The sequence below is a fragment of the Bacteroides sp. An19 genome (genome assembly GCF_002160215.1).
GTDB classification, from domain to species: domain Bacteria; phylum Bacteroidota; class Bacteroidia; order Bacteroidales; family Bacteroidaceae; genus Phocaeicola; species Phocaeicola intestinalis.
This window is the reverse complement of the sequence record NZ_NFKD01000065.1, coordinates 1-26684: the sequence shown is the minus strand read 5'-3', so window position 1 is coordinate 26684 and position 26684 is coordinate 1. Positions and strand designations below refer to the sequence as shown.

The 26684-nt window shown below is 49.8% G+C and carries 18 protein-coding genes and 2 pseudogenes; 14 read left to right on the top strand and 6 right to left on the bottom strand.

All coding sequences use genetic code 11. The annotated features are described in order from the left end of the window. Positions 1–121: 121 nt before the first annotated feature. The 5 genes and pseudogenes from B5F25_RS17535 to B5F25_RS17515 all read left to right on the top strand — a co-directional run. A complete protein-coding gene (locus B5F25_RS17535; RefSeq protein WP_337959696.1) occupies positions 122–538 on the top strand; it encodes an acyltransferase family protein in 417 nt (138 codons plus the stop codon). A 92-nt stretch (positions 539–630) separates the two neighbouring features. Then, positions 631–933, top strand: coding sequence for a nucleotidyltransferase domain-containing protein (locus B5F25_RS17530; RefSeq protein ID WP_225226352.1), 303 nt, complete (start codon positions 631–633; stop codon positions 931–933). After that, positions 924–1328 carry a HEPN domain-containing protein gene (locus B5F25_RS17525; RefSeq protein WP_087213579.1) on the top strand — a complete coding sequence of 135 codons (405 nt, stop codon included), beginning with the start codon at positions 924–926 and terminating at the stop codon, positions 1326–1328. The genes B5F25_RS17530 and B5F25_RS17525 overlap by 10 nt, the downstream gene beginning before the upstream one ends. A 170-nt stretch (positions 1329–1498) precedes the next feature. Next, a complete protein-coding gene (locus tag B5F25_RS21290; protein ID WP_140406973.1) occupies positions 1499–1747 on the top strand; it encodes a hypothetical protein in 249 nt (82 codons plus the stop codon). A gap of 49 nt (positions 1748–1796) precedes the next feature. Then, positions 1797–1931, top strand: a pseudogene (locus tag B5F25_RS17515) (NAD(P)-binding protein); the annotation flags it as partial. Positions 1932–2178: 247 nt separating this feature from the next. On the opposite strand, the gene B5F25_RS17510 reads toward B5F25_RS17515, so the two are convergent. After that, positions 2179–3360 (bottom strand): hypothetical protein, encoded by a 1182-nt coding sequence (locus B5F25_RS17510; RefSeq protein ID WP_087251115.1) that lies wholly within the window; start codon positions 3358–3360, stop codon positions 2179–2181. Positions 3361–3535: 175 nt separating this feature from the next. Here B5F25_RS17510 and B5F25_RS17505 point away from each other — a divergent pair, with 175 nt between their 5' ends. The 9 genes and pseudogenes from B5F25_RS17505 to B5F25_RS17470 all read left to right on the top strand — a co-directional run bounded on the left by B5F25_RS17505 (position 3536) and on the right by B5F25_RS17470 (position 18585). Next, positions 3536–4714: an AAA family ATPase gene (locus tag B5F25_RS17505; RefSeq protein WP_022039072.1), complete on the top strand. Its 1179-nt coding sequence runs from the start codon at positions 3536–3538 to the stop codon at positions 4712–4714. A gap of 54 nt (positions 4715–4768) precedes the next feature. Further along, positions 4769–8326 carry a pyruvate:ferredoxin (flavodoxin) oxidoreductase gene (nifJ, locus tag B5F25_RS17500; protein WP_087251113.1) on the top strand — a complete coding sequence of 1186 codons (3558 nt, stop codon included), beginning with the start codon at positions 4769–4771 and terminating at the stop codon, positions 8324–8326. A gap of 311 nt (positions 8327–8637) precedes the next feature. Further along, positions 8638–9174, top strand: a pseudogene (locus B5F25_RS22250) (GNAT family N-acetyltransferase); the annotation flags it as partial. After that, complete coding sequence (locus B5F25_RS22245; RefSeq protein WP_206423563.1) at positions 9148–9639, top strand: GNAT family N-acetyltransferase; 492 nt, start codon at positions 9148–9150, stop codon at positions 9637–9639. The pseudogene B5F25_RS22250 and the gene B5F25_RS22245, both read left to right, overlap by 27 nt. A gap of 323 nt (positions 9640–9962) precedes the next feature. Continuing rightward, entirely contained in the window at positions 9963–12329 is a 2367-nt protein-coding gene (locus B5F25_RS17490) for a TonB-dependent receptor (protein ID WP_087251109.1), read from the top strand. A 193-nt stretch (positions 12330–12522) separates the two neighbouring features. Continuing rightward, complete coding sequence (gene metA / locus B5F25_RS17485) at positions 12523–13446, top strand: homoserine O-succinyltransferase (protein WP_013617319.1); 924 nt, start codon at positions 12523–12525, stop codon at positions 13444–13446. Then, a complete protein-coding gene (locus B5F25_RS17480; protein WP_087251108.1) occupies positions 13433–15289 on the top strand; it encodes a U32 family peptidase in 1857 nt (618 codons plus the stop codon). Before metA ends, B5F25_RS17480 begins: the two co-directional genes overlap by 14 nt. 168 nt (positions 15290–15457) lie before the next feature. Further along, the gene (locus B5F25_RS17475; RefSeq protein ID WP_087209939.1) at positions 15458–16405 is read left to right on the top strand and encodes a hypothetical protein; all 948 of its coding nucleotides are present in this window, start codon (positions 15458–15460) and stop codon (positions 16403–16405) included. A 524-nt stretch (positions 16406–16929) separates the two neighbouring features. Beyond that, the gene (locus tag B5F25_RS17470; protein ID WP_087251106.1) at positions 16930–18585 is read left to right on the top strand and encodes a hypothetical protein; all 1656 of its coding nucleotides are present in this window, start codon (positions 16930–16932) and stop codon (positions 18583–18585) included. A gap of 92 nt (positions 18586–18677) precedes the next feature. Here the strand turns inward: B5F25_RS17470 and B5F25_RS17465 are convergent, their stop codons facing one another. The 5 genes from B5F25_RS17465 to B5F25_RS17445 form a co-directional block, all read right to left on the bottom strand. Further along, positions 18678–19847, bottom strand: coding sequence for a TolC family protein (locus B5F25_RS17465; RefSeq protein ID WP_022038867.1), 1170 nt, complete (start codon positions 19845–19847; stop codon positions 18678–18680). Positions 19848–20030: 183 nt separating this feature from the next. Then, positions 20031–23129 (bottom strand): efflux RND transporter permease subunit, encoded by a 3099-nt coding sequence (locus B5F25_RS17460; protein ID WP_087251103.1) that lies wholly within the window; start codon positions 23127–23129, stop codon positions 20031–20033. Positions 23130–23234: 105 nt separating this feature from the next. Then, the gene (locus tag B5F25_RS17455) at positions 23235–24362 is read right to left on the bottom strand and encodes an efflux RND transporter periplasmic adaptor subunit (RefSeq protein WP_087251101.1); all 1128 of its coding nucleotides are present in this window, start codon (positions 24360–24362) and stop codon (positions 23235–23237) included. 115 nt (positions 24363–24477) lie between these two features. Continuing rightward, entirely contained in the window at positions 24478–24894 is a 417-nt protein-coding gene (locus B5F25_RS17450) for a DUF6769 family protein (protein WP_225226360.1), read from the bottom strand. A gap of 72 nt (positions 24895–24966) precedes the next feature. Beyond that, positions 24967–26256, bottom strand: a complete 1290-nt coding sequence (locus tag B5F25_RS17445) for a hemolysin family protein (protein ID WP_022038871.1) — start codon at positions 26254–26256, stop codon at positions 24967–24969. Between the last annotated feature and the right edge of the window lie 428 nt (positions 26257–26684).

Below are 26684 nucleotides of genomic sequence, written 5' to 3'. Positions count from 1 at the left end.
GCAGGCTCAGGGCAAACAACTTTGTAGAAAACATCTTTTCCACATGTATGGCACTGCATAATCTCAGAATTAAAATCAACCCTTGGAACTATCATAACTAATTTACATAAACTCTATTTATTTGTTGGGGTACTGGCTATGTTGGAAAGCACCGCAAAAAATTTATGGAAACAAAATACTTTTGACTGCAATCATTATCCTATGTATCGGGATTATCGTCACAAAATGTTATTATGGTTTTGACGTTTACGGCTATGCTACCCCTGTTGTAATCTGCTTGGCTTCAGCCTTGTTTCTGCTATTCAGGTCGCTGAATGTGAATTGGAAGTTGGCAAACCAACTGGCACCTTACTGCTTTGGCATTTATCTGGTGCATCCTGTATTCATCAATTTCGCCTATAAGCTTTTGAATGTAGATGAAGAAGTGGTTGTACCTATTTACAATTTTATCGGCTTCTTCCTGCTATTCACACTTTTGTCATTAGCCAGCACATATATTCTGATGAAAATTCCGTTTATGAAGAAGCATGTGTTATAAGCAAATAAAAACATCTCCCGTTTGCCTTTCTCGAAATTAATTCGTTTCTTTGTAGAAAACTTAGGAACACTATGGAAGTGCCATCTAAAATAATGCATTCTATACAAGAAACAGCTTCGAAGGTATTGCCTATTGGAGCACAAATGATTTTGTTCGGGTCACGGGCACGTGGAGATGCGCGAGAAGATTCGGACTGGGATCTTCTTATCTTGCTAGAACAAGACAAAGTGAGCCATGATGATTACAACAACATCGCTTTTCCGTTGGTGGAGTTGGGATGGAAAATCAATGCAGAGATTAATCCTTTGGTATATACATATGCCGAATGGGGAAAAAGGCATTTCACTCCTTTTTATAAAAATGTAGAACAAGAGGGAATCGTATTATGGCACTGACGTTGGAAGAAAAAAGGGCAATCATAGCCTATCGCCTGCAAAAATCGGAACAAGCAATGGTGGAAGCACGGGACAATGCGCAATTAAAGCACTGGAATCTTGTTGCAAACCGTTTATATTATGCGGTTTTTCATGCAGCTACCGCATTGTTGATAGATAAAGGCTTTTCTTCTAAAACCCATAGTGGTGTAATCTGCATTTTAGGACAAGAATTTGTGATGAAAGGACTACTTAGTAAAGAAGATGCCCGTTTGGCCTCCCGCTTATTGAATATGAGACAAGCTGGTGATTACGATGATTTATTTGACTGGACAGAAGAAGAAGTTGCTCCTTTGTTTCCACAAACAGAGACACTGCTAAGCAAATTAAAGTCTCTACTTTCTGTATATTCTTGATATTCTTCGCAAACCAATTTTGTTACAATGGCGAATCCAATGGAGATAAAGAAACCAGAAGAAAAATCTGTTCCACAAAATTCATATATTTCCTCAACACAGGAGATATCCCTTTCGATGCCACTGCGCCCGGATTAAAAGAAGCCCGTGAGAAACTGCGGCTTGAACGCATGAGCAAGGCAGAACCGAATGCGTATTACCGCCATTTAGACAATGTGGTCATCTTACGTGATAACATTGTAACAGCAAGAGACGAGGAACGTTTAGAGGGACGCGCAGAGGGGCGTACTGAAGGAATAAATATTGACGCGAGAAAAACGAAAGCCGACATAGCTAAACAAATGAAAATGGATGGTATGCCAATGGAAATCATCATGAAATATACAGGATTTACCCAAGACGAAATCGAAAAGTTATAAATACTCATAAGTCAACAAAATTAAATACAAGACACTTTAGATATTATCCATGCAACGTTACGATTACTTGATAGTAGGTGCCGAATTATTCGGCTCCGTATTTGCCTATAAAGCTACACAAGAAGGAAAGAAATGTCTGGTCATCGACCGCCGACCGCATTTGGGAGGAAACTTATATTGTGAGCACTGGCAGACAAGATTGTATTTACCGGTGCCATCGATGAGTATTACGGATATAGATTCTCCAAAAAGCTTTCTCGGCTTAATGCATCCGTTTTCGTATGTGCTTTAGTTTTTTAGTCATCCCAAATCATCGCACAATAAATTCCAAAACAGTTTCTAAGAATCAACCGGATTCTAATTTTATTTTAAGCGTATCGCCTGTAACACAGGGGGTATATCAGAATTGGATGCATTTCATATCTGACCGACTATACGATTTCGGTAATAGGGAACAGGACGTATGCCTGATAACGTGTGTCTTCGCCTACGGGAGTAAGTGATACATAACCACTTTCCAACCTTCCCCCAACCAACCTGACAGGATATGCATCTTGCATATATGCGTGAAACCTCAAGGCTTCGCCCGAAGCAGGATAATGCTCGATAACGAAACGCCCACAGGCGGTGGGACATACATAACGGTCGAAGAAAAGGCGTGAAAGTACACCCATATTCATCCGCAAGTTGATTTCGACACACGGATGGAGCATATAGTCCTTTTCATGACAAACCATCATGTCGATACCTAAATAGCCAGTATATCGTCTACCCAACCATTGGGGCAAGACTACAAGCAGATGCTGCCGCACTTCGTATAAAGTCTCAAGTGAAATGTATGCTTCAAGCCAATGCTCTATCGTCCCATCAGAAGCCAGCAGATTGCCTTTGTAATTGCCGAAAGCATCGGTCTCGAACAACGAATAACCGGCAAACGACACCTTTCCATCCTCATCAGCACGGAACTCCATAGCGAAATCACACACCTTATTATATATAGGTTCTGCCATAACCGCCCCTTGTGTACGAAGGATACGGGCAGTCCAACCTTCTACTGAAGCTGTCCAAGTTTCGTTGGAAACAAAAGCCAATCCGCGTCCACTCCCCGACCATGGAGCTTTCAAGACACATCTTCCCCAGCCTGCCACTATCGTACGCACCTCTTCCAACGTGAAACAGGCACACGCCTCTCCACATATTCCTTTCATACCAGCAAAACTCTGCAAGATTGGGACAGCACTTGTCCTGCCCGACAAGGCACGTATATCTGCCAAGATTCCGGCGGAAGGAAGATACACTTCGTCTACTTCCTCCTGCCTCAATGTATGCACCAATGCCGGACTCCAGCCCCAAGGCGACCAAGCTACAGAAGGATATGCAGCCGTCCATTCCACTTCTGGAAAAAACATCCCCCCATTACCATCTTCTTCCCAATGAGGCATTCGCCCGATAGAAGGAAGTTTTACTATACTGCCTGCAGGAGCATACCAGGCAGGAAGCACCGACAAATCGGCAGCCATACGCTGTATTTCGGCTGGCACCTTATAATAAGGAGTAAAATTGGCAAGTGCCATATCATTCTCCGGATTGAATAAAAAAACCGTTTTCTTCATGACCTAATCCGATTCTTTACAGAGAACCCAAGACATTACAAAGAACCTCCGTGTATTTCTGTGCCCTCTACGGTAAATAATACACAAAGTTACATGAAAAAATTAATTATTTTGATAACCCCAGTTTGCAAATTAATGAACTATTAGTATATTTGCACCGAAGAAATCGAAATTCATGGAAGCATTCTACAGAACACATAATTACCTGGTTGAGCATACCAACGCCCCCGTGCGACGCGACTTGATGGACGAAATAGACTGGAACGCCCGCCTTATCGGCATCAAAGGCACACGCGGGGTAGGGAAAACCACATTCCTACTACAATATGCGAAGGAAAAATTCGGCTATGACCGTTCGTGTCTGTTTGTAAACATGAACAATTTCTATTTTTCGCAATATAGTCTGGTTAATTTTGCAGGTGAGTTTGTGAAGCGTGGCGGCAAAGTGCTTCTCATTGACCAAGTGTTCAAACTTCCGCAATGGAGCCACGACCTGCGCACGTGCTATGAGCGCTACCCAAACTTGAAGATCGTATTTACAGGCTCTTCTGTAATGCGCCTGAAAGAAGAAAACCCCGAACTGAACGGCATCGTACAATCGTATAACCTGCGTGGCTTTTCATTCCGTGAATTTCTGAACTTGCAGACGGGTAACCACTTTTCTGCATACACTCTGGACGAAATCCTGACAGGACACGAACATATTGCGAAAACCATCCTTCCGCACATCAATCCGCTCAATTATTTTCAAGACTATATCCACCATGGGTTTTATCCATTCTTCCTTGAAAAACGTAACTTTTCGGAGAATTTGCTGAAGACCATGAACATGATGATAGAAGTGGATATTCTTCTTATCAAACAAATTGAACTGAAATATCTCTCAAGAATAAAAAAATTATTATATTTGTTGGCGGTAGACGGACCGGTTGCGCCCAACATCAGCCAGCTTGCTTCCGATATACAGACGTCACGTGCTACGGTAATGAATTACATCAAATACCTTGCCGACGCACGGCTGATAAACATGGTATATCCGAAGGGAGAAGTCTTCCCGAAAAAACCGGCTAAAATCATGATGCACAACACCAACCTGATGTACAGCATCTATCCGGTAAAGGTGGAGGAACAAGACGTGCTGGAGACTTTCTTTGTCAACTCATTGTGGAAAGACCACAAGGTGAACAAAGGAGAAAAAGGCACTTCTTTTCTGGTAGACGGCAATTTGAACTTCCGTATCTGCGGAGAAGGCTACAAGATAAAAAGCAACCCTGGAGTTTATTATGCCATGCACAGGACTGAACTGGGACACGGCAACCAGATTCCGCTGTGGTTGTTCGGTTTCCTGTATTAGACAACAAAGAGAAAAGAAACGATATATTTACCTAACAATATAATTAGTAATTGTATGACTAAACAAAAAAAATTTATCACATGTGATGGTAATGAAGCTGCTGCTCACATTTCGTATATGTTTACGGAAGTAGCTGCCATCTACCCCATCACTCCGTCGTCTACCATGGCTGAGCACGTAGACGAATGGGCTGCCGCAGGTCGTAAAAACATCTTCGGCGAAACTGTTTTGGTACAGGAAATGCAATCTGAAGGCGGTGCTGCCGGTGCAGTACACGGCTCGCTTCAGGCTGGTGCATTGACTACTACTTATACTGCATCTCAGGGTCTGTTGCTGATGATTCCGAACATGTACAAAATCGCAGGTGAATTGCTTCCTTGCGTATTCCATGTATCGGCACGTACGCTGGCTTCTCACGCATTGTGTATCTTCGGCGACCACCAAGATGTAATGTCTACCCGCCAGACCGGTTTCGCGATGTTGTGCGAAGGTTCTGTACAGGAAGTTATGGACTTGGCAGGTGTGGCTCACTTGGCTACCATCAAGTCTCGCGTTCCGTTCGTGAACTTCTTCGATGGCTTCCGTACCTCTCACGAAATCCAGAAAATCGAAAAGCTGGATAACGAAGACCTCGCTCCGCTTATCGACCAGAAAGCTTTGGCAGAGTTCCGTGAACGCGCACTGACCCCGAACAAACCGGTTGCACGCGGTATGGCTGAAAACCCCGACCACTTCTTCCAACACAGAGAATCATGCAATCCTTACTATGAAGCAGTTCCGGCTATCGTAGAAGAATACATGAACGAAATCAACAAGATTACGGGACGCAACTACGGCCTGTTCGATTACTATGGTGCGGAAGATGCGGAAAACATCATCATCGCCATGGGCTCGGTAACAGAAGCTACGCGTGAAGCAATCGACTACCTGACCGCTCAAGGCAAGAAGGTAGGTATGATTGCCGTTCACTTGTATCGTCCGTTCTCGGCTAAACACTTCCTGGCAAAGATGCCTAAGACGGTGAAACGTATCGCAGTGCTCGACCGTACCAAAGAACCGGGCTCAAACGGCGAACCGTTGTATCTGGACATCAAGGACGTATTCTACGGACAGGAAAATGCCCCGCTTATCGTAGGCGGACGCTATGGCCTGGGTTCAAAAGACACTACTCCGGCTCAAATCTTGTCGGTATACGAAAATCTGGAACTCCCGATGCCGAAAGACCACTTCACTATCGGTATTGTGGATGACGTTACCTTTACTTCTCTGCCTCAGAAAGAAGAAATCGCTCTCGGTGCAGAAGGCGTATTCGAAGCTAAATTCTACGGTTTGGGTGCAGACGGTACGGTAGGTGCCAACAAGAACTCTGTAAAGATTATCGGTGACAATACCGACAAGTATTGCCAGGCTTACTTCTCTTACGACTCGAAGAAGTCGGGAGGTTTCACCTGCTCTCACCTGCGTTTCGGCGACCACCCGATTCACTCTACCTATCTGGTAACTACCCCGAACTTCGTGGCTTGCCACGTTCAGGCTTACCTGCACATGTACGATGTAACCCGCGGTCTGCGCAAGAACGGTACGTTCCTGCTGAACACCATCTGGGAAGGCGATGAACTGGCTAAGAACCTGCCGAACAAGGTAAAGAAATACTTTGCTGAAAACAACATCACCGTTTACTACATCAACGCGACCCAGATTGCACAGGAAATCGGTTTGGGCAACCGTACCAATACCATCCTGCAGTCTGCATTCTTCCGCATCACAGGCGTTATCCCTGTAGACTTGGCGGTAGAACAGATGAAGAAGTTCATCGTGAAATCTTACGGCAAGAAGGGTGAAGACGTTGTCAACAAGAACTATGCAGCCGTTGACCGCGGCGGCGAATACAAGCAACTGACCGTTGACCCGGCTTGGGCTAACCTGGAAGTTGAACCTGCCGCAGCAAACAACGACCCGGCATTCATCAACGAAGTAGTTCGTCCGATCAACGCACAAGACGGCGACTTGCTGCCGGTATCTGCATTCAAGGGCATCGAAGACGGTACTTGGTATCAGGGAACAGCCAAATACGAAAAACGTGGTGTGGCTGCTTTCGTTCCGGAATGGAATCCTGAAAACTGTATCCAGTGTAACAAGTGTGCATACGTTTGTCCTCACGCTGCCATCCGTCCGTTCGTACTCGATGCAGAAGAACAGAAGGGTGCAAACTTCACTACCCTGAAGGCTGTGGGCAAGCAATTCGACGGCATGACCTTCCGCATGCAGGTAGACGTACTCGACTGCTTGGGTTGCGGCAACTGTGCTGACGTATGTCCGGGCAATCCGAAGAAGGGTGGCAAGGCGCTGACCATGAAACACCTGGAAAGCCAATTGGCAGAAGCAGACAACTGGACTTACTGCACGGAAAACGTGAAGAGCAAACAACACTTGGTAGACATCAAGTCGAACGTGAAGAACTCTCAGTTCGCTACTCCGCTCTTTGAGTTCTCGGGTGCTTGCTCAGGCTGTGGTGAAACTCCGTATGTGAAACTGATTTCTCAGTTGTTCGGCGACCGTGAAATGGTTTCTAACGCTACCGGATGTTCTTCAATCTACTCAGGTTCTGTTCCTTCTACCCCGTACACTACGAACGAAAAAGGCCAGGGTCCGGCATGGGCAAACTCTTTGTTCGAAGACTTCTGCGAATTCGGTCTGGGTATGGAATTGGCTAACAAGAAGCTGCGCAACCGTATCGAAGATGCCATGAAGGCAGCTATCGCTTCGGATGAAACTCCGGCTGAATACAAGGAAGCATTCCAGGAATGGATTGACGGACGCAACGATGCAGACAAGAGCAAGGCTGCTGCCGAAAAGATTATCCCGATGGTAGAAGCCGCTAAGGATAAATGCCCGAACTGCGCAACCATCTACGAATTCAAGGATTACCTCATCAAACGTTCTCAATGGATTATCGGTGGTGACGGTGCTTCTTACGATATCGGTTACGGAGGTCTCGACCATGTAATCGCATCGGGTGAAGACGTAAACATCCTTGTATTGGATACCGAAGTTTACTCGAACACAGGTGGCCAGTCTTCTAAGGCTACTCCGCTGGGTGCTATCGCCAAGTTTGCCGCTTCAGGTAAGCGTGTACGCAAGAAAGACCTCGGTCTGATTGCCACTACTTACGGTTACGTATATGTAGCCCAGATTGCGATGGGTGCCGACCAGGCTCAGACGTTGAAGGCTATCCGCGAAGCTGAAGCATATCCTGGCCCGTCATTGGTTATCGCATACGCTCCGTGTATCAACCACGGCTTGAAGGCAGGTATGGGCAAGAGCCAGGCAGAAGAAGCTAAAGCCGTAGAATGCGGTTACTGGCACTTGTGGCGTTTCAACCCGGCTTTGGAAGACGAAGGCAAGAATCCGTTCTCGCTCGACTCGAAAGAACCGAACTGGGCTAACTTCCAGGATTACCTGAAAGGTGAAGTACGTTTCGCTTCTGTAATGAAACAATATCCGACAGAAGCAGCCGACTTGTTCGCAGCTTGCGAAAAGATGGCGAAGAAACGTTACGATTCTTACAAACGTATGGCAGCAATGGACTGGAGCGAAGAAAAAGCTGAATAATCAATCGCTGACAAATATTAAGAACAGCCGGTCTAAACATTCGGACCGGCTGTTTTTTTATACTTCCCGCGACATTTATTTATATGAATTCCGCATTTCACCAATAAGGAGTTATTTCAGGGAATTAAAGGGAGTTAGAAGCCAATACTTTTACCAAACATCCCATGTAGGGGCGTATCGCATACGCCCTGAAGACATCCACGTGGATTAGTTGACGTATTCGGGTGTATGCGATACGCCCCTACATGGCAATTGGGTGAAATGCGGAGATTCAAATTTTTATTTATGCATAATATATTTTCCCTCAACCTATGAATACATTTTTAGAAACCTCCCGACTTATTCTCCGCCCTTGGCAAGAAGCCGATGCGGAAGCCTTGTACAAGTATGCGAAAGACCCTGCTATCGGACCTATAGCCGGATGGCCACCCCACACCTCCATAGCACACAGCCTGGAAATCATCCGCACCGTCTTTACTGCTCCCGAGACCTACGCCGTAGTACTGAAAGAAACAAATGAACCAGTAGGAAGTGCCGGCATTATGTTCGGCGACGGCATGCACAGTGCTGCCATGCAGGCTGATGAAGCTGAAATCGGTTATTGGATAGGTGTGCCCTACTGGGGGCAAGGATTGATACCCGAAGCTGTAAGATGCCTATTGCAGCGGTGCTTTACCGACTTAGGCATGTCGGCGGTGTGGTGTGGATATTACGATGGGAATACCCAATCGCGCCGCGTAATGGAGAAATGCGGACTTACCTATCATCACACAGAGAGCGGCAACACATCTCCTTTGGGCGATATACGCACGGAACATTTCATGCGGATTACGGCAGAAGAGTGGAAGGCGCTTCAACAAATTCGAGAAATAAACAAAGATGCCCGGCCAACGGAACTCATCAGCCAACTGACGCAGGTATGGGAATCATCCGTCCGCGCCACCCATCACTTTCTGAGCGAACAAGACATCTGCAACCTTCGTCCCATGACCAAAGAAGCATTGCGCACCATCGATACCTTGATTATAGCGTTTTCCGCCAACAAACCTGTTGGCTTTATGTGCATCCAAGACCAGAAAATAGAAGCCCTGTTCCTTGCTCCCGGACATATCAGAAAAGGAATCGGGAAACGGCTCATCCGGTTGGCTATCAATCGATACAAAGCTTTCTACATCGATGTAAACGAGCAGAATGCACAAGCCACAGACATTTACCGCCACCTCGGTTTCGAAGTCTTCCGCCGCAATGAAACCGACAGCCAAGGAAACCCTTTCCCAATATTGTGCATGAAGTTCAATCCTAATAAGGTATAACCATGCTATCGGATCCTACCTGCCATCATAAGTGGTCAGAAATGGCAAAGAGATAGAACGTACATTCATCGTTTTCGATATTCCATATACAAAAATTTCCTCATTTATGAGGATTGCATGTGTCGGAGATTTGGCGTTACTTTGCAGGCGATTGGAAAAAACGCAGATTAACGCAGATTTCCGCGGATTATTTTTATTGACTATTGGACTATTTAGATTTACTATTTTGCCCTAAACCGTACGTTGTCAATCGAAAAATTGTAAATAAAATAATCTGTGTTAATCTGCGAAAATCTGCGTTTCAAAAAAAACAAAGCACATATATGAAAACAAGACTTATCTTTACAACGCTGGCACTTGCCGCCACCGCCGCGGCATCCGCCACAACACACGACACCTTGCGCGACACCACACGGGTGATCGACATCGAAGAGGTAGTGGTCATCGCCACCCCTAAGGAAAACACCCGCCTGCGCCAACAGGCACTCTCCGCCACCTCGCTCTCGCAAGCGGACATACGGAGCCGGCAAATCGCATCGGTAAAATCGCTCTCTGGGTTGGTGCCCAACCTGTTCATCCCCGACTATGGGTCGAAGCTCACCACCTCGGTCTACGTACGAGGCATCGGGTCGCGCATCAACACGCCTGCCGTAGGGTTGTATGTTGACAACGTGCCCTTCATCGACAAGTCGGCGTTCGACTTCAACTACTCCGACATCGAACGCATCGACGTGATGCGCGGACCGCAGGGCACGCTGTACGGGCGCAACACAATGGGCGGGCTGATACGTGTGTTCACCAAGTCGCCCTTCACCTATCAGGGGACGGACGTGCAGCTCAGTGCCGCCACCTACAACGATTACAAGGTGATGCTGAAGCACTACCACCGTATATCCGAACAATTCGCCTTCTCGGTAGGAACCTTCTACGAACACAAAGGAGGATTCTTCAAGAACGCTTTCAACGGCAAGCGCATCGACACCGATGACGAGGCAGGAGGACGCATCCGTGCCATCTGGCTTCCCAATGCCAACCTGAAACTGGACTTCACCGCTAATTACGAGTACACCAACCAAGGCGGATACCCCTACGCCTATACCGGACGCACCGACGGCGAAGAGGAAGACCGCGCCGAATACATCGGCACCATCTCGTACAACCGCCCCAGCGGATACAGGCGCAACCTGGCAAACGGCGGACTGAGCATCGAACACCACGCAAGGAACTTCATCCTGAGCAGCGTCACCGGATTCCAGTACCTGCACGACCGGATGACCTTGGACCAGGACTTCACCGAAGCCGACATCTATACCCTGGTGCAGAAACAAGACGCAAAAACCCTGAGCCAGGAAATCGTACTGAAGTCGAACCCCGGCACGCGCTGGCAATGGACCACCGGCGTGAGCGGATTCTACCAATGGCTGGACACCGGCGCACCCGTCACCTTCCACGATGAAGGCATCAGCAGCCTGATAGAAGACAACATCAATGCCGGACTGGCACAACTCCCCGCAGGTGCCCCTACCCTCTCGGCAAGCGTCACCACCCGGCCTCTCCTTGTGCCCGGACACTTCAAGACACCAGTACTGAACGGTGCCATCTACCACCAGTCGACATTGAACGACCTTTTCACCGAGGGACTCTCGCTTACCGTAGGACTACGGCTGGACTATGAAAAACTCTGGCTGGACTATGACTCCCGCTGCGACATGGGCTTCGACTTCGGCGTATCAGCCCCTTTCCTGCCCCAGCCCATCTCCCGCTCGCTGGCGGCATCGGTGCGCTTCGCCGGCAAAGAGCACACCGGCTACCTGCAACTCCTCCCCAAGTTCACCCTGCAATATGCGTGGAACCCCGAAAACAACGTCTACGCCACCGTGAGCCGAGGATACCGTTCGGGCGGATACAACATCCAGATGTTCTCCGACCTGATACAAGCCGACTTGCGCACCGCGATGATTGATGCCGTGAAGCAAGATGAAGTGTTCGGCAACTTCGCCGGAATGATTCCCGACTTCCCCTCTTCGGACGTGGACGTAACAGATGCCACCCTCTACAAGCCCGAATATGCATGGAACTACGAGGCGGGCGCACACCTCACCGCGGCAGGTGGAAAGCTGCAGACCGACCTTGCCTTCTTCTACATGGACACGCGCGACCAGCAGATTTCGCGCTTCGCCGAAACAGGATTGGGGCGCATCACCGTCAATGCCGGGAAAAGCCGAAGCATCGGAGCGGAAGCATCGTTGCGTGCCCGCCTGACCGATAATTTCCTCCTGAACGGAAGCTATGGCTACACCTACGCTACCTTCACCGACTATGTGGTGAGCGACACGGAGAACTACAACGGACGCTACGTGCCCTTCGTGCCCAAACACACGTTCCACATCGGCGGGCAATACCGTTTCGTCTTGCGAAAGAACGCCATCCTCGACAACATCACCGTAGATGCCAACTATCGTGCGGCAGGGCGCATCTACTGGACCGAACAGAACAATGCCAGCCAGCCCTTTTACGGCACACTGGACGGGCGCCTCAGCTTCAACAAAGGGAACGGGCAGGTGGCACTCTGGATAACAAACGCCCTCAACAAGCGTTACCAGGCGTTCTACTTCGAATCGATGAACCGTGGTTTCGAGCAACAAGGACGCCCCCTGCAAGTAGGCATCGACCTGCGGTGTAACTTCTGATTGGGTTTCACCACAGATAGCACAAAGCTTTTTATTCAATAATGCGAATCAGGAACAGACTTCCTGATTCAAAATTAAAAAGCATGAATGATGAATGAAGAATCGCTTCGCCCACATGGAATTCTTCATTCTTCATTCATCATTCTTCATTAAAAAAACTTATCTTTGTGGCTGAAAAAAAACAAATGTTTCTATGCCACTGAATTTACCTGATAAATTGCCTGCCATCGACTTGCTGAAGGAAGAGAATATCTTCGTTATCGATACATCGCGGGCAAGTACACAAGACATACGTCCGTTGAAAATCGTCATCCTCAACCTGATGCCGATAAAGATTACTACCGAGACCGACCTGATACGGTTGCTTTCGAACTCGCCCCTCCAGATAGAGGTGAGCTTTATGAAACTGAAGAGCCATACCTCGAAGAACACGCCCATCGAGCACATGAAGGCGTTTTACCGTGACTTCGACCTGATGCGCGACGAGAAGTTCGACGGGATGATTATCACCGGCGCACCGGTGGAGCATCTCGATTTCGAAGACGTGAACTACTGGAGCGAGATACAGGATATATTCAATTGGACGCGTACGCACGTCACTTCTACCCTTTACATCTGCTGGGCGGCACAGGCCGGGCTGTATCATTTCTATGGGGTGCCCAAGTATCCGCTGGAGAAAAAGATGTTCGGCATCTTCGAGCATCATGTGTGCGAGGGGTTCGGGAAGCTGCCTATCTTCCGCGGGTTCGACGATGTGTTCTTCGTGCCGCACAGCAGGCATACGGAAGTACGCCGCAAGGACATCGAACGCTGCCCCGAGCTGCAGATTGTTTCGGAATCGGAAGACTCGGGCGTACATATCGTGATGGCGCGCGGAGGACGCGAGTTTTATGTGACGGGCCATTCGGAATATGCCCCTTATACACTGGATACCGAATACCGGCGCGACTTGGCGAAAGGCTTGCCCATCGATATGCCGAAGAATTATTATCGCGGAGATGACCCGGAAAAGGGACCGCTGGTGCGCTGGCGCAGTACTGCCAACCTCTTGTTCTCCAACTGGCTGAACTATTATGTATATCAGGAAACACCGTATGATATCAATGAAATCAAGTAACCCCCTTTCCGTCCCCCCGGTGAGGGCTATCGAACTGCTGGCTCCTGCCAAGAACCTGGAGTGTGGAATCGAAGCCATCAACCACGGAGCGGATGCCGTGTATATCGGGGCACCCCGTTTCGGAGCACGTGCTGCTGCCGGAAACTCGTTGGACGACATCGCGGCACTGGTGCGTTATGCCCATCTGTACCGGGTGCGCATTTACGTTACGGTGAATACCATCCTGAAAGAAGACGAACTGAAAGCCACCGAGGCGATGATATGGGACCTGTACCGCATCGGGGTGGATGCGCTTATCGTACAGGATATGGGCATCACACAACTGGACCTGCCGCCTATCCCCCTGCATGCCAGCACGCAGATGGACAACCGCACGCCGGAGAAAGTGCAGTTTCTTGCCGAAACCGGATTCCGCCAGGTGGTGCTCGCCCGTGAGTTGAGCCTTGACGAAATCGGCCGTATCCACCGCCGGTGCCCCGGCACGTTGCTTGAGGTCTTCGTCCACGGGGCGTTGTGCGTGAGTTATAGCGGGCAGTGTTACGTCAGTCAGGCGTGTTATGGGCGGAGCGCCAACCGCGGCGAATGCGCCCAGTTTTGCCGCCTGGGATTCGACCTTGTGGATGCCGACGGGAAGACCATCGTAAACGACAGGCACCTGCTCTCGCTCAAGGATATGAACCAAAGCGCGAACCTCGAAGCCCTGCTCGATGCGGGGGCTTCATCGCTCAAGATAGAAGGAAGGCTGAAAGACGTGTCGTATGTGAAAAACGTCACGGCATATTACCGCCAGCAACTGGATGCCATTTTCCGCCGCCGGAAAGAATACATGCGGGCATCATCGGGCACGGTGCATCTGGCTTTCCGTCCCCAATTGGACAAGAGTTTCAGCCGCGGGTTTACCGACTATTTCGCTCACGGACGCAATCCGGGCATCTTCAACCTGAATACTCCGAAATCGTTGGGCGAAGAGATAGGCACGGTGAAAGAAGTACGAGGCAACTTCCTGACCGTGGCGGGTGTGAAGCCCTTCGCCAATGGAGACGGATTGTGTTACCTCGACGGGCAAGGCAAGTTGCACGGCTTCCGGGTAAACCGTGTGGAAGGCAATAAGCTGTTCCCGTTGGAAATGCCTCGCGGCATACGTCCGAAAACAATGCTGTACCGCAATTTCGACCAAGAGTTCGAGCGCGTGATGCAGAAGAAGTCCGCCATAAGGAAGATAGCGGTGGACATGCGTCTGGAAGCAAATCCTTCCGGCTTCACCCTCGACCTTTCCGATGAAGACGGGACAAGGGTGAGCGTGGTGCTGGAACGGGAAAAAGAACGGGCACGTACCCCGCAAGCCGAGAACCTGAAGGCGCAGCTGGGCAAGTTGGGCACCACGCCTTTCGAAGCCCGTGAGATTGCCATCGGTTTTGCCGAAGACTGGTTTATCCCCGCATCCGGACTTTCGGACTTGCGCCGCCGGGGAGTGGAGTGCCTGCTTCAGGCACGCCGCATCACCTATCCGCAAGAGCGCAGGCAATGGGAGCAGACCGCGCATCCTTATCCCGAAAAAGAGCTGGATTATCGCGGCAATGTGATGAATACGCTTGCCGAGGCTTTCTACCGCCGCCACGGTGTAGAGCAGATAGCTCCTGCTTTCGAGCGGGAAGCGCCAGCAGGAGTGGCGCTGATGTTTTGCAAGCATTGCATCCGATATAGCCTGGGCTGGTGTCCGGTGTATCAGAAAAAGCGTTCGCCCTACCGCGAGCCTTATTACCTGGTGAGCAGCGACGGCAAGCGTTTCCGGCTGGAATTCGATTGCAAGGCGTGCCAGATGAAAGTGTGTATGGAAAAATGAAGAATGGAAACGCAGATTAACGCAGATTTCCTCGGATTATTTTTATTGACTATTAGATTATTTACGATTTACTGTTTTGCCCTAAATCGTACTTTGTCAATCGATAAATTGTAAATAAAATAATCTGCGTTAATCTGTGACAATCTGCGTTTCAAAACAGATAGGCTTATGTTGAAGAGTAAGTATTTCGTACCGTTCCTGTTGCTGCTGGTGCTTGCTACGGCTTGCCGCTATCAGCCTTTGGTGCCTTCTTCCGCAGAAGAGGGAGGCGACTCCGTCCGTTTCTATTCGCGGATGTATGCCCTGAACAGCAATTTTCAGATAGAGGCAGACACACTATGGCTGCATGTGCTTCCGTTTATGGATACGGTACCGCTGCTCCGGGGCGATGAAGTGGTGGTGGCGGAGTTTGATGTACATCCGCAAGATTCCGTCGACTCGGTGTGGGTGAAAGTGGCACGCGACCAGGAGACCATCGGGTGGATTCAGGAACACCGCCTGCTGGACAATATCGTGCCGGTCGACCCTATCTCGCGCTTCATCCATTTCTTCAGCAACGCCCACACCCTGCCTTTCTTCCTTGTACTGGCGGTGTTTTTCCTGTGGTTCGTCTACCGGGCGGTGCGGCGCAAGCAAATCAAGCTCATCTGGCTGAATGACATCGATAGCGGCTTCCCCATCCTCTTGTCCTTGCTGATGGCAATAGCCGCCACTACCTACAACAGCATCCAGCACTTCGTGCCCGAGACGTGGGAACGCTACTATTATGCCCCCACGCTCAACCCCTTTGATGTGCCCTTTATTCTCGGCTTTTTCATCGTGTGCGTTGCCCTGGCATTGCTGGTGGGTGTGGCGATGCTCGACGACCTTTTTCACCAGACCAAAGCGGAAGTAGCGTTCTTCTACCTCGTGGGGCTGGTATCATGCTGCATCTTCATCTATGTGTTTTTCACCTACGTCAATGTTTATATCGCCTATGTATGCCTCGTGGCGTATGCCGCCGGCTGCATCCGCTGGCTGTGCAAGCCAGAACGCTACCCCTACGTATGCGGCGCATGCGGTGCCAAGCTGCGTACCAAGGGCATCTGCCCCCATTGCGGCGCGCTGAACGAGTGATGAATATTTTCACCGCAGATTACACAGGTTCACATTATTATATGCACGGGCGTATGCATACGCTTGCAGGAAGCCTTGCATATATATCAATGAATTATGCAATATAATTGCCTTACGGGTGAAAAGAGAGAGGCTATGGCGTTACAATTGTTACAATTACAGTAATTTGAAATGACTTTTTAGACGAAGAAAAAAGTGAATTAAAAATTTATATTATATATATTATTATATAATATATATAATATAATATTCTAAATGATTTTTCTCTCTTCCGGACAACGGGATTGAAAAAGCGATTTCAATTAACTGTAATTGTAACAATTGTAACGGGTAGTACAGACAGCACCTATAAGATTCCTTGCATAAAAGAGAAAAATTTCTATCACTGCAACTATTTGATTTTCAATAGAAAACACAAAATATCTATTTTTGTTAACAGATTTTTACACATACCGTTTTTTATTCTGCCGATTATTCACAAAAAATGCATATCTTTGCATTATAAAACTTTAAATGTAATAGCTATGACCGACCAATCAATCACACCTTGCCCGCTGAGTTTCAAGGGCATCCCCTATTCTGACATTATCAACCGCTGGTTTTCGCTCGCCGGAGGCGAACCTGTAGAAGGAGAACGCAACGACAAGCTGCACCGCCTGGCTTCGCACCTGCGCTACATCACGGACAACAACGAAGAAACCCTTTTGCAGATTATGCCGCGTTACGGGCTTCCGGAAAAGGAAATGAAGGGGCTGATTCATTCGGCGTGCTCGGCGAAATGGTATTCGGTGCCGAAGCTGATGCAAGAGGCTTGTAGGGGCGTATCGCATACGCCCGAATGCGCCAACGAGGGCACCAATGAGGATGTGTGTGCGGATGTTTCCGGGCGTATGCAATACGCCCCTACAGTGCCTCCGATGCCCAAACGTCTTCCCAAGCTTATCCGCCTTCTTGTGAGCCGCACGCCCGAAGTGTACAGGCCTGCCGTGGCGAATGCGGTATTCCCTTCGTTGGCAACCCATTTGCATCAAGTGCGCTTCAAGTATATTGACAATGTGGAGCATGAGGCGACCCTTATGAACGTGCTCATGGCGGGGACGGGTGCCGGAAAAGACTGCATTTCGGAGCCGATAAACCGCATCATGGCAGACATCCGGCGCAGGGATGAGGTGAACCTGCGCAGAGAGCGCGAATGGAAGGAAGAGGTGAACTCGAAAGGAGCGAACAAGGACAAACGCCAGCGCCCCGAAGGGCTTATCATCCAGGAGATTGATGCAGACATGACCAATCCGGCATTCGTGATGCGCACCGCCGAGGCGGAAGGACATTTCCTCTACACGAAAATGAACGAGATAGACCAGTTCGATGCCCTGAAAGGGTCGGTAAGGGGACGCCAGCAGTTCCAAATCATGTGCCTTGCGTTCGACCCCGGAAACCGCTACGGGCAGACACGCGCCAGCGCACAAGCCGTGACGGAAAAGGTCACCATCCGTTTCAACTGGAACGCTTCGACCACCGTCCAGAAAGGGAAGAAATACTTCGCACGGGTACTGACCGACGGACCTATCTCGCGCATCAACTTCTGCACCATTCCCGAACGCGAAATCGGGGCGGACATGCCGGTGTATGGCAAGTATGACGCGACTTTCGACGAGGAGCTTCGCCCGTACATCGAGAACCTGAACCGTGCCACGGGACTGATTGATTGCCCGCAGGCATACAAGCTCGCCCAGGAGATGAGCGCCGAAAACGCGGAGTGGGCCGTGCTCTCGCAAGACCGTGTGTACGAGAACCTTTCGTTCCGCGCCAACGTGATAGCCTACTTGAAGGCATGCGTGCTCTACGTGGCGAACGGGGAGAAATGGGAAAAGTCGATAGAAGACTTCGTGCGCTGGTCGTTCCACTACGACATGTGGTGCAAGCTGGAGTTTTTCGGGGAAGCGATAAAGGAAGCGATGGACGAAGACAAGCGCCCACTGTACGGCAGGCACCGTCCGGGCAGGCGCAACCTGCTGGAGCTGCTTCCCGATGAGTTTACGCATGCCGATGCGGTACGTGCGCGCCGGACAGCAGGCATGAGCGAGAAGGGCACCAGCAGCATGCTGAGGCAATGGGTATTCCGCCGTTACGTTACAATTGTTACAAATAACAATTATCAAAAACTGAAGTTCAAGGCGTAGAAATGAAGAATGAAGAATCGCTTCGCCCGCATGGAATTGGCTTACGCCGAACGTTGTTTCTTCATTCTTCATTCAAAAAAGATTCTTCATTCTCAAAGCCTGTTCTTGTAAATCTCCGCCATCAGCTTCTGGTACCGGTTCTCCAGCTCGATGTATGCCTGAAGGTTGCGGTAGATGTTGTCTGCCTCGGTATAAAATTCGATGATGGAGAGCTGACCCGCCTTTACGGCTTCGTTGAGCAAAGCCAGGGTGCGGTGCATCAGGACGACATCGTACGCCTGCATCGCCTCGCGCAACTGCTGCATTTCGTTGAAACGGGCATGCACGTCTGCCGCCGCTTGCAGGCGGGCATTGTCCAGCGCCAGGCGGGTACTCTCCACTTGCAAGCGGGCTATTTTCCCTTTTTTCCGGTTGGAAAACAAGGGCAGGCTTCCACCTATCAGGAAACCGTTGCTTTTCTCGTCAAGCGACGTGTTGCGCCTGTAACCGACCTCTATTTTGGGCAACCAGCTCTGGCGGTTCACCTTCAGTTCCTTCTCGGCGGCACGCGCATCGGCATCTGCCGCCAACAAACCGGCATCGGTAGCCATCACCTCATCGTAAAAGGCATTGCAGTCTTTCAGTTCCTCCACGTGGGGATAGGTGTCTGCTGTAAATTCCAAAGGCATGTTTCCGTTCATTGCCAGCAACTGCTGGAGCGCGGTGCGGTGGGCGGCATTGTTTTGCGCCACTTCGGTCTGCACGCTCATCCGTTCCATTTTGATTTTGTTCACTTCGAGGATGCCCGCATCGCCTTCTTCCAGGCGTTTTTCGAAGAGGGCAAGCAGCTCGCCGGCATTCTTCGCCCGCTCCTCCAGCAAGGCGTGTTGCTGGTTGAGCATTATCAGGTCGAGGCAAAGGTTCTTGGCACTGAGCAGGATATCGCGGCGTGCCGCCTGTTGCCTGCGGTCGAGAGCCGCCTGCTTCCACTTGCCCGACTGGCGGCGTGCACCGTAAAGCGTAGGGAAATCGAATCCTTGTGTCACGACCAGTTCGGAGCTGGACATGCCGGTGATGCCCCGGGTGTAGAACGGGCTGTATTCCACCGAAGGGTCTTCGAGGTTGTTTTCTGCCTGCACTTCGAGTTTCGAGGCGAGCGTGCTTTGCCGTTGTGCCTGAAGCTCCTTGTTGTTCTGCTCCACCTGCCGGAGCACTTCGTCTATGGTTTGTGCCTGCATCGGCGCTATCGCAAGGCAGGCTATGGCTAATGTAATGTATTTCATTTGATTTATTTCTTATGGATTGATGTTTTTGAAACGCAGATTCACGCAGATTTCCACAAATTATTTTTATTGACTATTGGATTATTTACAATTTACTATTTTGCCCTAAATCGTACTTTGTCAATCGAAAAATTGTAAATAAAATAATCTGCGTCAATCTGTGTGAATCTGCGTTTCAGCCTTTCATTTTTCATTCTTCATTTCTTTCCGGTGCATCAGTTCGTACACGATGGGGACGATGAAGGCATTGAGGAAAGTCGATGTGAGCAAGCCTCCCAAGATGACTTTCGCCATCGGACTCTGTATCTCGTTGCCCGGCAAATCGCCGCGCAAGGCAAGCGGAATCAATGCCAATGCCGATGACAGGGCGGTCATCAGAATCGGATTCAAGCGGTCCAGCGAGCCGTGGACAATGCACTCGCGCAAGCCCATGCCCTGCTCTTCGCGCAACAAGTTGTAATGGCTGATAAGCAACATACCGTTGCGGGTGGCAATGCCGAAGAGCGAGATGAACCCGATGATGGCAGGGATGCTCAGCTCGCCCGTGGTGCAAAGCAGCACAAACACGCCTCCTATCAATGCCAGCGGCAGGTTGAGCAGGATAATGGCACTCTGCACCCCGTTCTTGAACTGGACATAGAGCAGCAGGAATATCACCACAATGCTCATCAACGAAGCAAGCAATAAGGTGCGGCTGGCGGCTTGCTCGCTTTCGAACTGCCCGCCATACTCGATATGATACCCTTCGGGCAGGCGGATTTCATCGTCTACCCGCTTGCGGATATCGTCTACCACACTACGCAGGTCGCGCCCGCTGGTATTGGCGGAGATGACGATTTTACGTTTCACGTTCTCCCGGTTGATGGTGTTGGGACCCATTGACGACACCACATCCGCCACATAGCTCAAGGGCACTTTCCGTCCTTCGGCATCGTCTATCATCAGGTCACGGATGCGCTCGATAGAGCCACGGTTGTCTTCGCTGGCACGCACCACAAGATTGAATGCCTTGCCGTTATCGTACACTTGCGACACGGTCTCGCCCGCCATATTCACCGTGACAAACTCATTGAACTGTGCCAGCGAGATGCCGTACTTCGCCAACATTTCACGCCGGGGGACGATTTTCAGCTCCGGACGCTCAATCTGTTGCTCCACGTTCAGGTCGGCAATGCCCTCTACGTCTTTCACGGCATCCTTAATCTGATTTCCCAAAGCGAACATACGGTTCAGGTCATCCCCGAAGAGCTTGATGGCGATACTCGCCTGCGTGCCGCTCAGCATGGCATCGATGCGGTGGCTGATGGGCTGGCCTATCTCGATGTTGGCTCCGGTAATGACCGAAAGCTTGCGGCGCACCTCGTCGAGCAATTCCCGGTGCGAGCGGTCTTTCAACTCGAAGGGAGCTTCCAGCTCGGACACGTTCACGCCCAGCGCATGTTCGTCCAGCTCGGCACGCCCCGTCTTGCGCGCCACGGTCTGTATTTCGGGAATGGAAAGCAGGATTTCCTCTGCCTGCCGCCCTATCTTGTCGGACTCTTCCAACGAAATGCCCGGCAAGGAACTGACATTGATGGTGAACGAACCTTCGTTGAACGAGGGCAGAAAGCTGTGTCCCAGAGTAAAGAACAAGCCCAGTGCCACCACAAAAAGAGCAACGGTACCCGTCAGTACGCTCCGCTTGTGAGCCAATGCCCACTCCAGTGCCCGTGCGTAATACGTACGGAGCCACACGGCAAGGAAAGCTTCGCGAGGCAATCCTTCCTTCTTTCCGCCTCCCAGCAAATAACTGCAAAGTACCGGCGTAAGGGTAAGTGCCACCACCGTAGAAGCAAACAAGGCTACGATGAAAGCGATGCCCAACGGCACCAGCATCCGCCCCTCCATGCCACTCAGGAAAAACAGGGGCACGAAGCTCACAATGATAATCAACGTAGAGTTGAGAATGGGCATACGCACCTCGCGCGAGGCGTTGAACACCACTTCCCGCACCGGGCGGCGTTCGCCTGCCGGGAGCATCCGGTTCTGGCGCAAATGCTTCCATACATTCTCCACGTCTACAATAGCATCGTCTACCAGCGAACCGATGGCTATCGCCATACCGCCCAGACTCATGGTGTTGATGCTCAGCCCCATGTAATGCAACACCAAAACAGCTACCACCAAAGACAAGGGAAGCGTGACGAGCGAAATCAGCGTGGTGCGCACATTGGCAAGGAAAAGGAAGAGCACGATAACTACGAATATCGCCCCTTCGTAGAGCGAATGCTGCACATTGCTGATGGAACTTTCGATAAAGCGCGACTGGCGGAACGTATCGGTGGACACACGCACATCGGGCGGAAGGTTCTTTTGCAGGTCTTTCAGGGCGGCTTCCAGCTTTTCGGTCAGTTCGATGGTGCCCGTATTGGGTTGCTTGGTCACGGTAATCAGTACGGCAGGTTTCCCTTTCTCCGATGCCAGTCCCAGCTTGGGCTGCTGGGCACCGATGCGCACATCCGCCACATCTTCCAGCACAATGGGAACACCTCCTGCGGTCTTAATCACCGCACGTGCCATTTCCTGTACATCTTCGGTAGACACCACTCCGCGCACAATATACTCGTTGCCATATTCATAAATGACGCCTCCGTTGGTATTCTGGTTCATCCCGCGGGTCACTTCCATCACCTCGCCCAGCGTCACGCCGTAGTGTTTCATCCGCTCGGGATGAATCAGAATCTGGTATTCTTTGATATCGCCTCCCAATACCGCCACCTGTGCCACGCCTCCGGTAGAGAGCAGGCGCGGGCGGATGGTCCAGTCGGCAAGCGTACGCAGGTCGAGCATCGAAGTGCTGTCGGCGGTAAGCCCTACAATCAGCAGTTCACCCAGAATGGACGACTGGGGTCCCAGTGTAGGATTGCCCACATTCTCAGGCAGGCTCTCGCCCACCGTAGCAAGTTTTTCGGATACAATCTGGCGGGCAAGGTAGATATCGGTATCCCAGTCGAACTCTACCCATACCACCGAGAAACCGGTGGTAGAAGAAGAGCGCACCCGGCGTACACCCGTAGCACCGTTGACCGCGGTCTCGATGGGGAAGGTGACGAGTTGTTCCACTTCTTCTGCCGCCATTCCCCCGGCTTCGGTCATCACCACCACCGTGGGCGCGTTCAGGTCGGGGAACACATCCACCTCGGTATGGAAAGCGGTGTAGGTTCCCCCTATGAGCAGAAGCACCGATGCCACTAATACCAGCAAGCGGTTCTGCAATGAAAAATGAATGATTTTGTTCAGCATAAAAAAATTTGTTATGTTTTTAGCCTCACCACAGATTACACAGATTCACTATTAATTATTAATTGTTAATTAAAATCTGTGTAATCTGTGGTAGTAAAAATAAAATCAATGATTGTGCGTATGTGCGGGGATGGCATTGCTTGCCGAAGCCAGTTTCACATGAATGGCACCTTCAGTCACCAGCCGGTCGCCTTCTTTCAGCCCCGAAAGGATTTCTACATGCGTGCCGTCGTCCAGCCCCGTCTTTACCTCCTGTTTCCGATAGCACTCGTCATCCATCTGCACGTAAACGAACTTTACGCCCTGTTCTTCGGTAAGTGCCGAAAGAGGGACACTGATCACCCCTTCACGCCCGTCCGACAATAGCCAGACTTCGACAAAGGCTCCGGGAAGCATCTCGCCACGGTTGTCAAACTCGAACGTGACGGGGATATAATAAGAAGTGTCGCCGGTGGACTTGCCATACGAAAGCAGACGTCCGCCCAGCGAATCGAGCCGATAGACACGCTCATCATACGAAGTACGGAAATTGGCGGAAGACACCTTGCGCAATGCCGGATAATAACGCTCCGATACATCGGCGCGCAACCTCAACCGGCGTGTCTGGGTAATCGTCAGCAAGGGCTGGCCTACGGTCACATAATCCCCCTCTTTCACCAGGCAAGACTTCACATAGCCCGAAATGGGTGCCTGCACCGATACGCCCTTTCCGTCATGGCTGGGCGAAAGAGCTTCGTAAGCAACACGGGCATTTTCATAAGCTTCTTTCAGTACATTGAAATCTTTTCTCGAAACTATCTGGCTATCTACCAGTTTAGAGGCACGTTCGTATTCGTCCTTGGCGGTTTCGTAAGCGATGCGTGCACGGTTGACGGCATCCCCGTCCTGAATACGACTTCCCGACACGTTCAGCACGGCATTTCCGGCTGCTACACGCATGCCTTCCGTAAGCGGGCGCACAAACGAGACGACTCCCGCCGTACTTGCCACTACCGCCGCCTCATCGCCCTGCACGGCAAGTATCTGTCCGCTGGCAGGGATAACTTGGCGGAACGTGCCTGCCTTTACGGTTTCTACTTTCACTCCTGCCGCCTTCGCTTTCTCCGGAGCCAATACAATCTCTCCCGAAGCTCCGTGTGCGGCTTCTTCCTGATGTGTTTCTTCCTCGTGTCCGTGGGCGTGCTTCTCTCCTCCCCCACACGAAGCCAGTGCCAACAAGGCAAAGGCTCCCATCCATAAACTTTTTGTTCTGTTCATATCTGTTTCTGATTTTATCCGTTTGTTTTTACGCGGCAAAGATACCGCATCCCTAAGGCAACTAAGTTGCATTTGTTCTACTATAATAAAATCAGCAAACAGGGGGAGCACGCAAGCCCGTATTGCAGGCTACATCCTGCGTGTGCAGGTTCTCGATGTACATCCCGTCGGAAAGCAAAGCCGCTTCGGGCATGTACACCAAGTGCAACAAGTAAGCAAATGTATAAAGAAAGGAATAAAATGTATAGTCGGGAGCCACTGTATCCTGATGATGTCCGGTCGTGGCACACTGGAAATGCGTAACACATCCCACCGTACATGTATGGCGGTCACCATCGCCTTCGTGGTGCATGCCAGCCGTATTACAATCCTCACCCGCACAAGTAGCCAGGTCGGCATGCAAGCAAAAAAGCTCCGAATGGTGATGATGAGGGAAAACGGAAGCTATCTGCATCACCATGCAGACTAACAAAAACCAATGTGTTATGTATTTCCGTTTCCTTTTCATCTTCTTTTTCACCACAGATAATATACAACTGGAAAATATTTTTCTTGTATTTCTTCTCTGCCCCGATTATGATTATTTATTTTGTGTACCCTGTGGTGAGACCGTAACCAGCACTTTGTCAATGCGTGCACCGTCCATATCCACAATTTCAAGATGGAAGCCGTTCCATTGCAACGTTTCGCCACTGGTAGGAATATGTTGCAACTGCTGGAGAATCAATCCGCCCAGCGTATGATATTCGGCATTCTCAAACAAGTCCTGACGGTCGAAATAACACAAAAAGTCATACAATGCACATTGTCCGTCAACCAGCCATCCATCACCTGATACACGTTTTATAATATCCGGTTCCTCACCCGGAGCATCCATCGTCCCTACCAGACCTTCCAGAATATCGCGCAAGGTAATGATACCTGTGCACACACCGAACTCGTCACACACCAGCGCACGACTGATTTTGCGCGCCTTCATCTGCTCAAGTGCCTTGTATACATTCATACTTTCGTGGAAAAAAACAGCCTCGTGAATAAGCGCTTCCAACTTAAAATCAGGCTCGTAAAGGTGCAATACCAAGTCCTTCAGGTTTACTATGCCTTTCACGTGATCCAGGTCGCCTTCGGCTATCGGATAAAATTCGTACAGCTTCTGGCTCAGCAACTTCTTCACCTCATCGGCTCCCATATCAGTATCCAACCATACGATATCACTCTTGTGCGTCATAATCGAACTTACTTTCAGGTCGCCCAACAAGAACACACGTTGCATGATATCCTGTTCCACCGGCTGCACCTCACCATCTTCAGTTCCCTCCTGAATGATGGATTTTATCTCTTCCTCGGTCACCTTGTTGTCTGCTTCCTTAATACCCGACAGGTTAAATATCAGTTCCGTACTTTTCGAAAGAAGCCATACAAAAGGCAATGCCAGCGTAGAAAGCAAATTCATCGGACGCGAAACAGTCTTTGCAGCCTGTTCGGCAATGCTTAACCCAATGCGCTTAGGAACCAGCTCACCAAAAATAATGGTCAGATACGTGACAATCACTACAATGATTCCCTGCGCCAAAGTAGCAGAATAGTTCACAGGTATACCCCACGAAACCAAAATATCCGAAAAATCGCTCGCTATTTTATTACCCGAATAAATACCAGTAAGAATACCGATGAGGGTGATGCCGATTTGTACCGTCGAAAGGAAACGGTCGGGGTCGTTTGCCAGCTTGAGCGCTACACCGGCAGCCTTGCTTCCCTTTTTCGCATCTGTAGAAAGCCGAGTTTTTCGGGCTGATATTAATGCCACCTCGGACATGGAAAAAATACCGTTAAGTACTATCAACCCGACAATTATAAGAATTTCGTCCATAAAAATATAAAAGTGTTTCCGGGCGGCAAATATAGTGGAATGTTCAATGATAGAGAAAGAGAAACCAAAGTATTAAATAGTTTTAACAAAAGCACCAACAAATACAAACTCCTATCCTGAAAACTACTTTGAATTTATCGTGTGCTGATTTAGAATGAGCTTTTGAGGCGTTTTAGCTGGTATGGTGAAGAAAATAGCGGATTATCTGACGAAAAGCAGAAGCGAAGATGACCCAAAATTCGCCCACAAAAAACAAATTCATAAAACCAATATCCCCCAAAATAGGTAAAAACAAACGCAAATTACAAAGGGCAGAGTCAACCAGCGAGTGCAACATTACGAAATATTTTTGAAAAAGACCTCAGCCGGAGTCAAGAAATTGAGTTTTTCTCTCGGTCTGGCATTAATTTTCTTCCTGATCTTGGTTA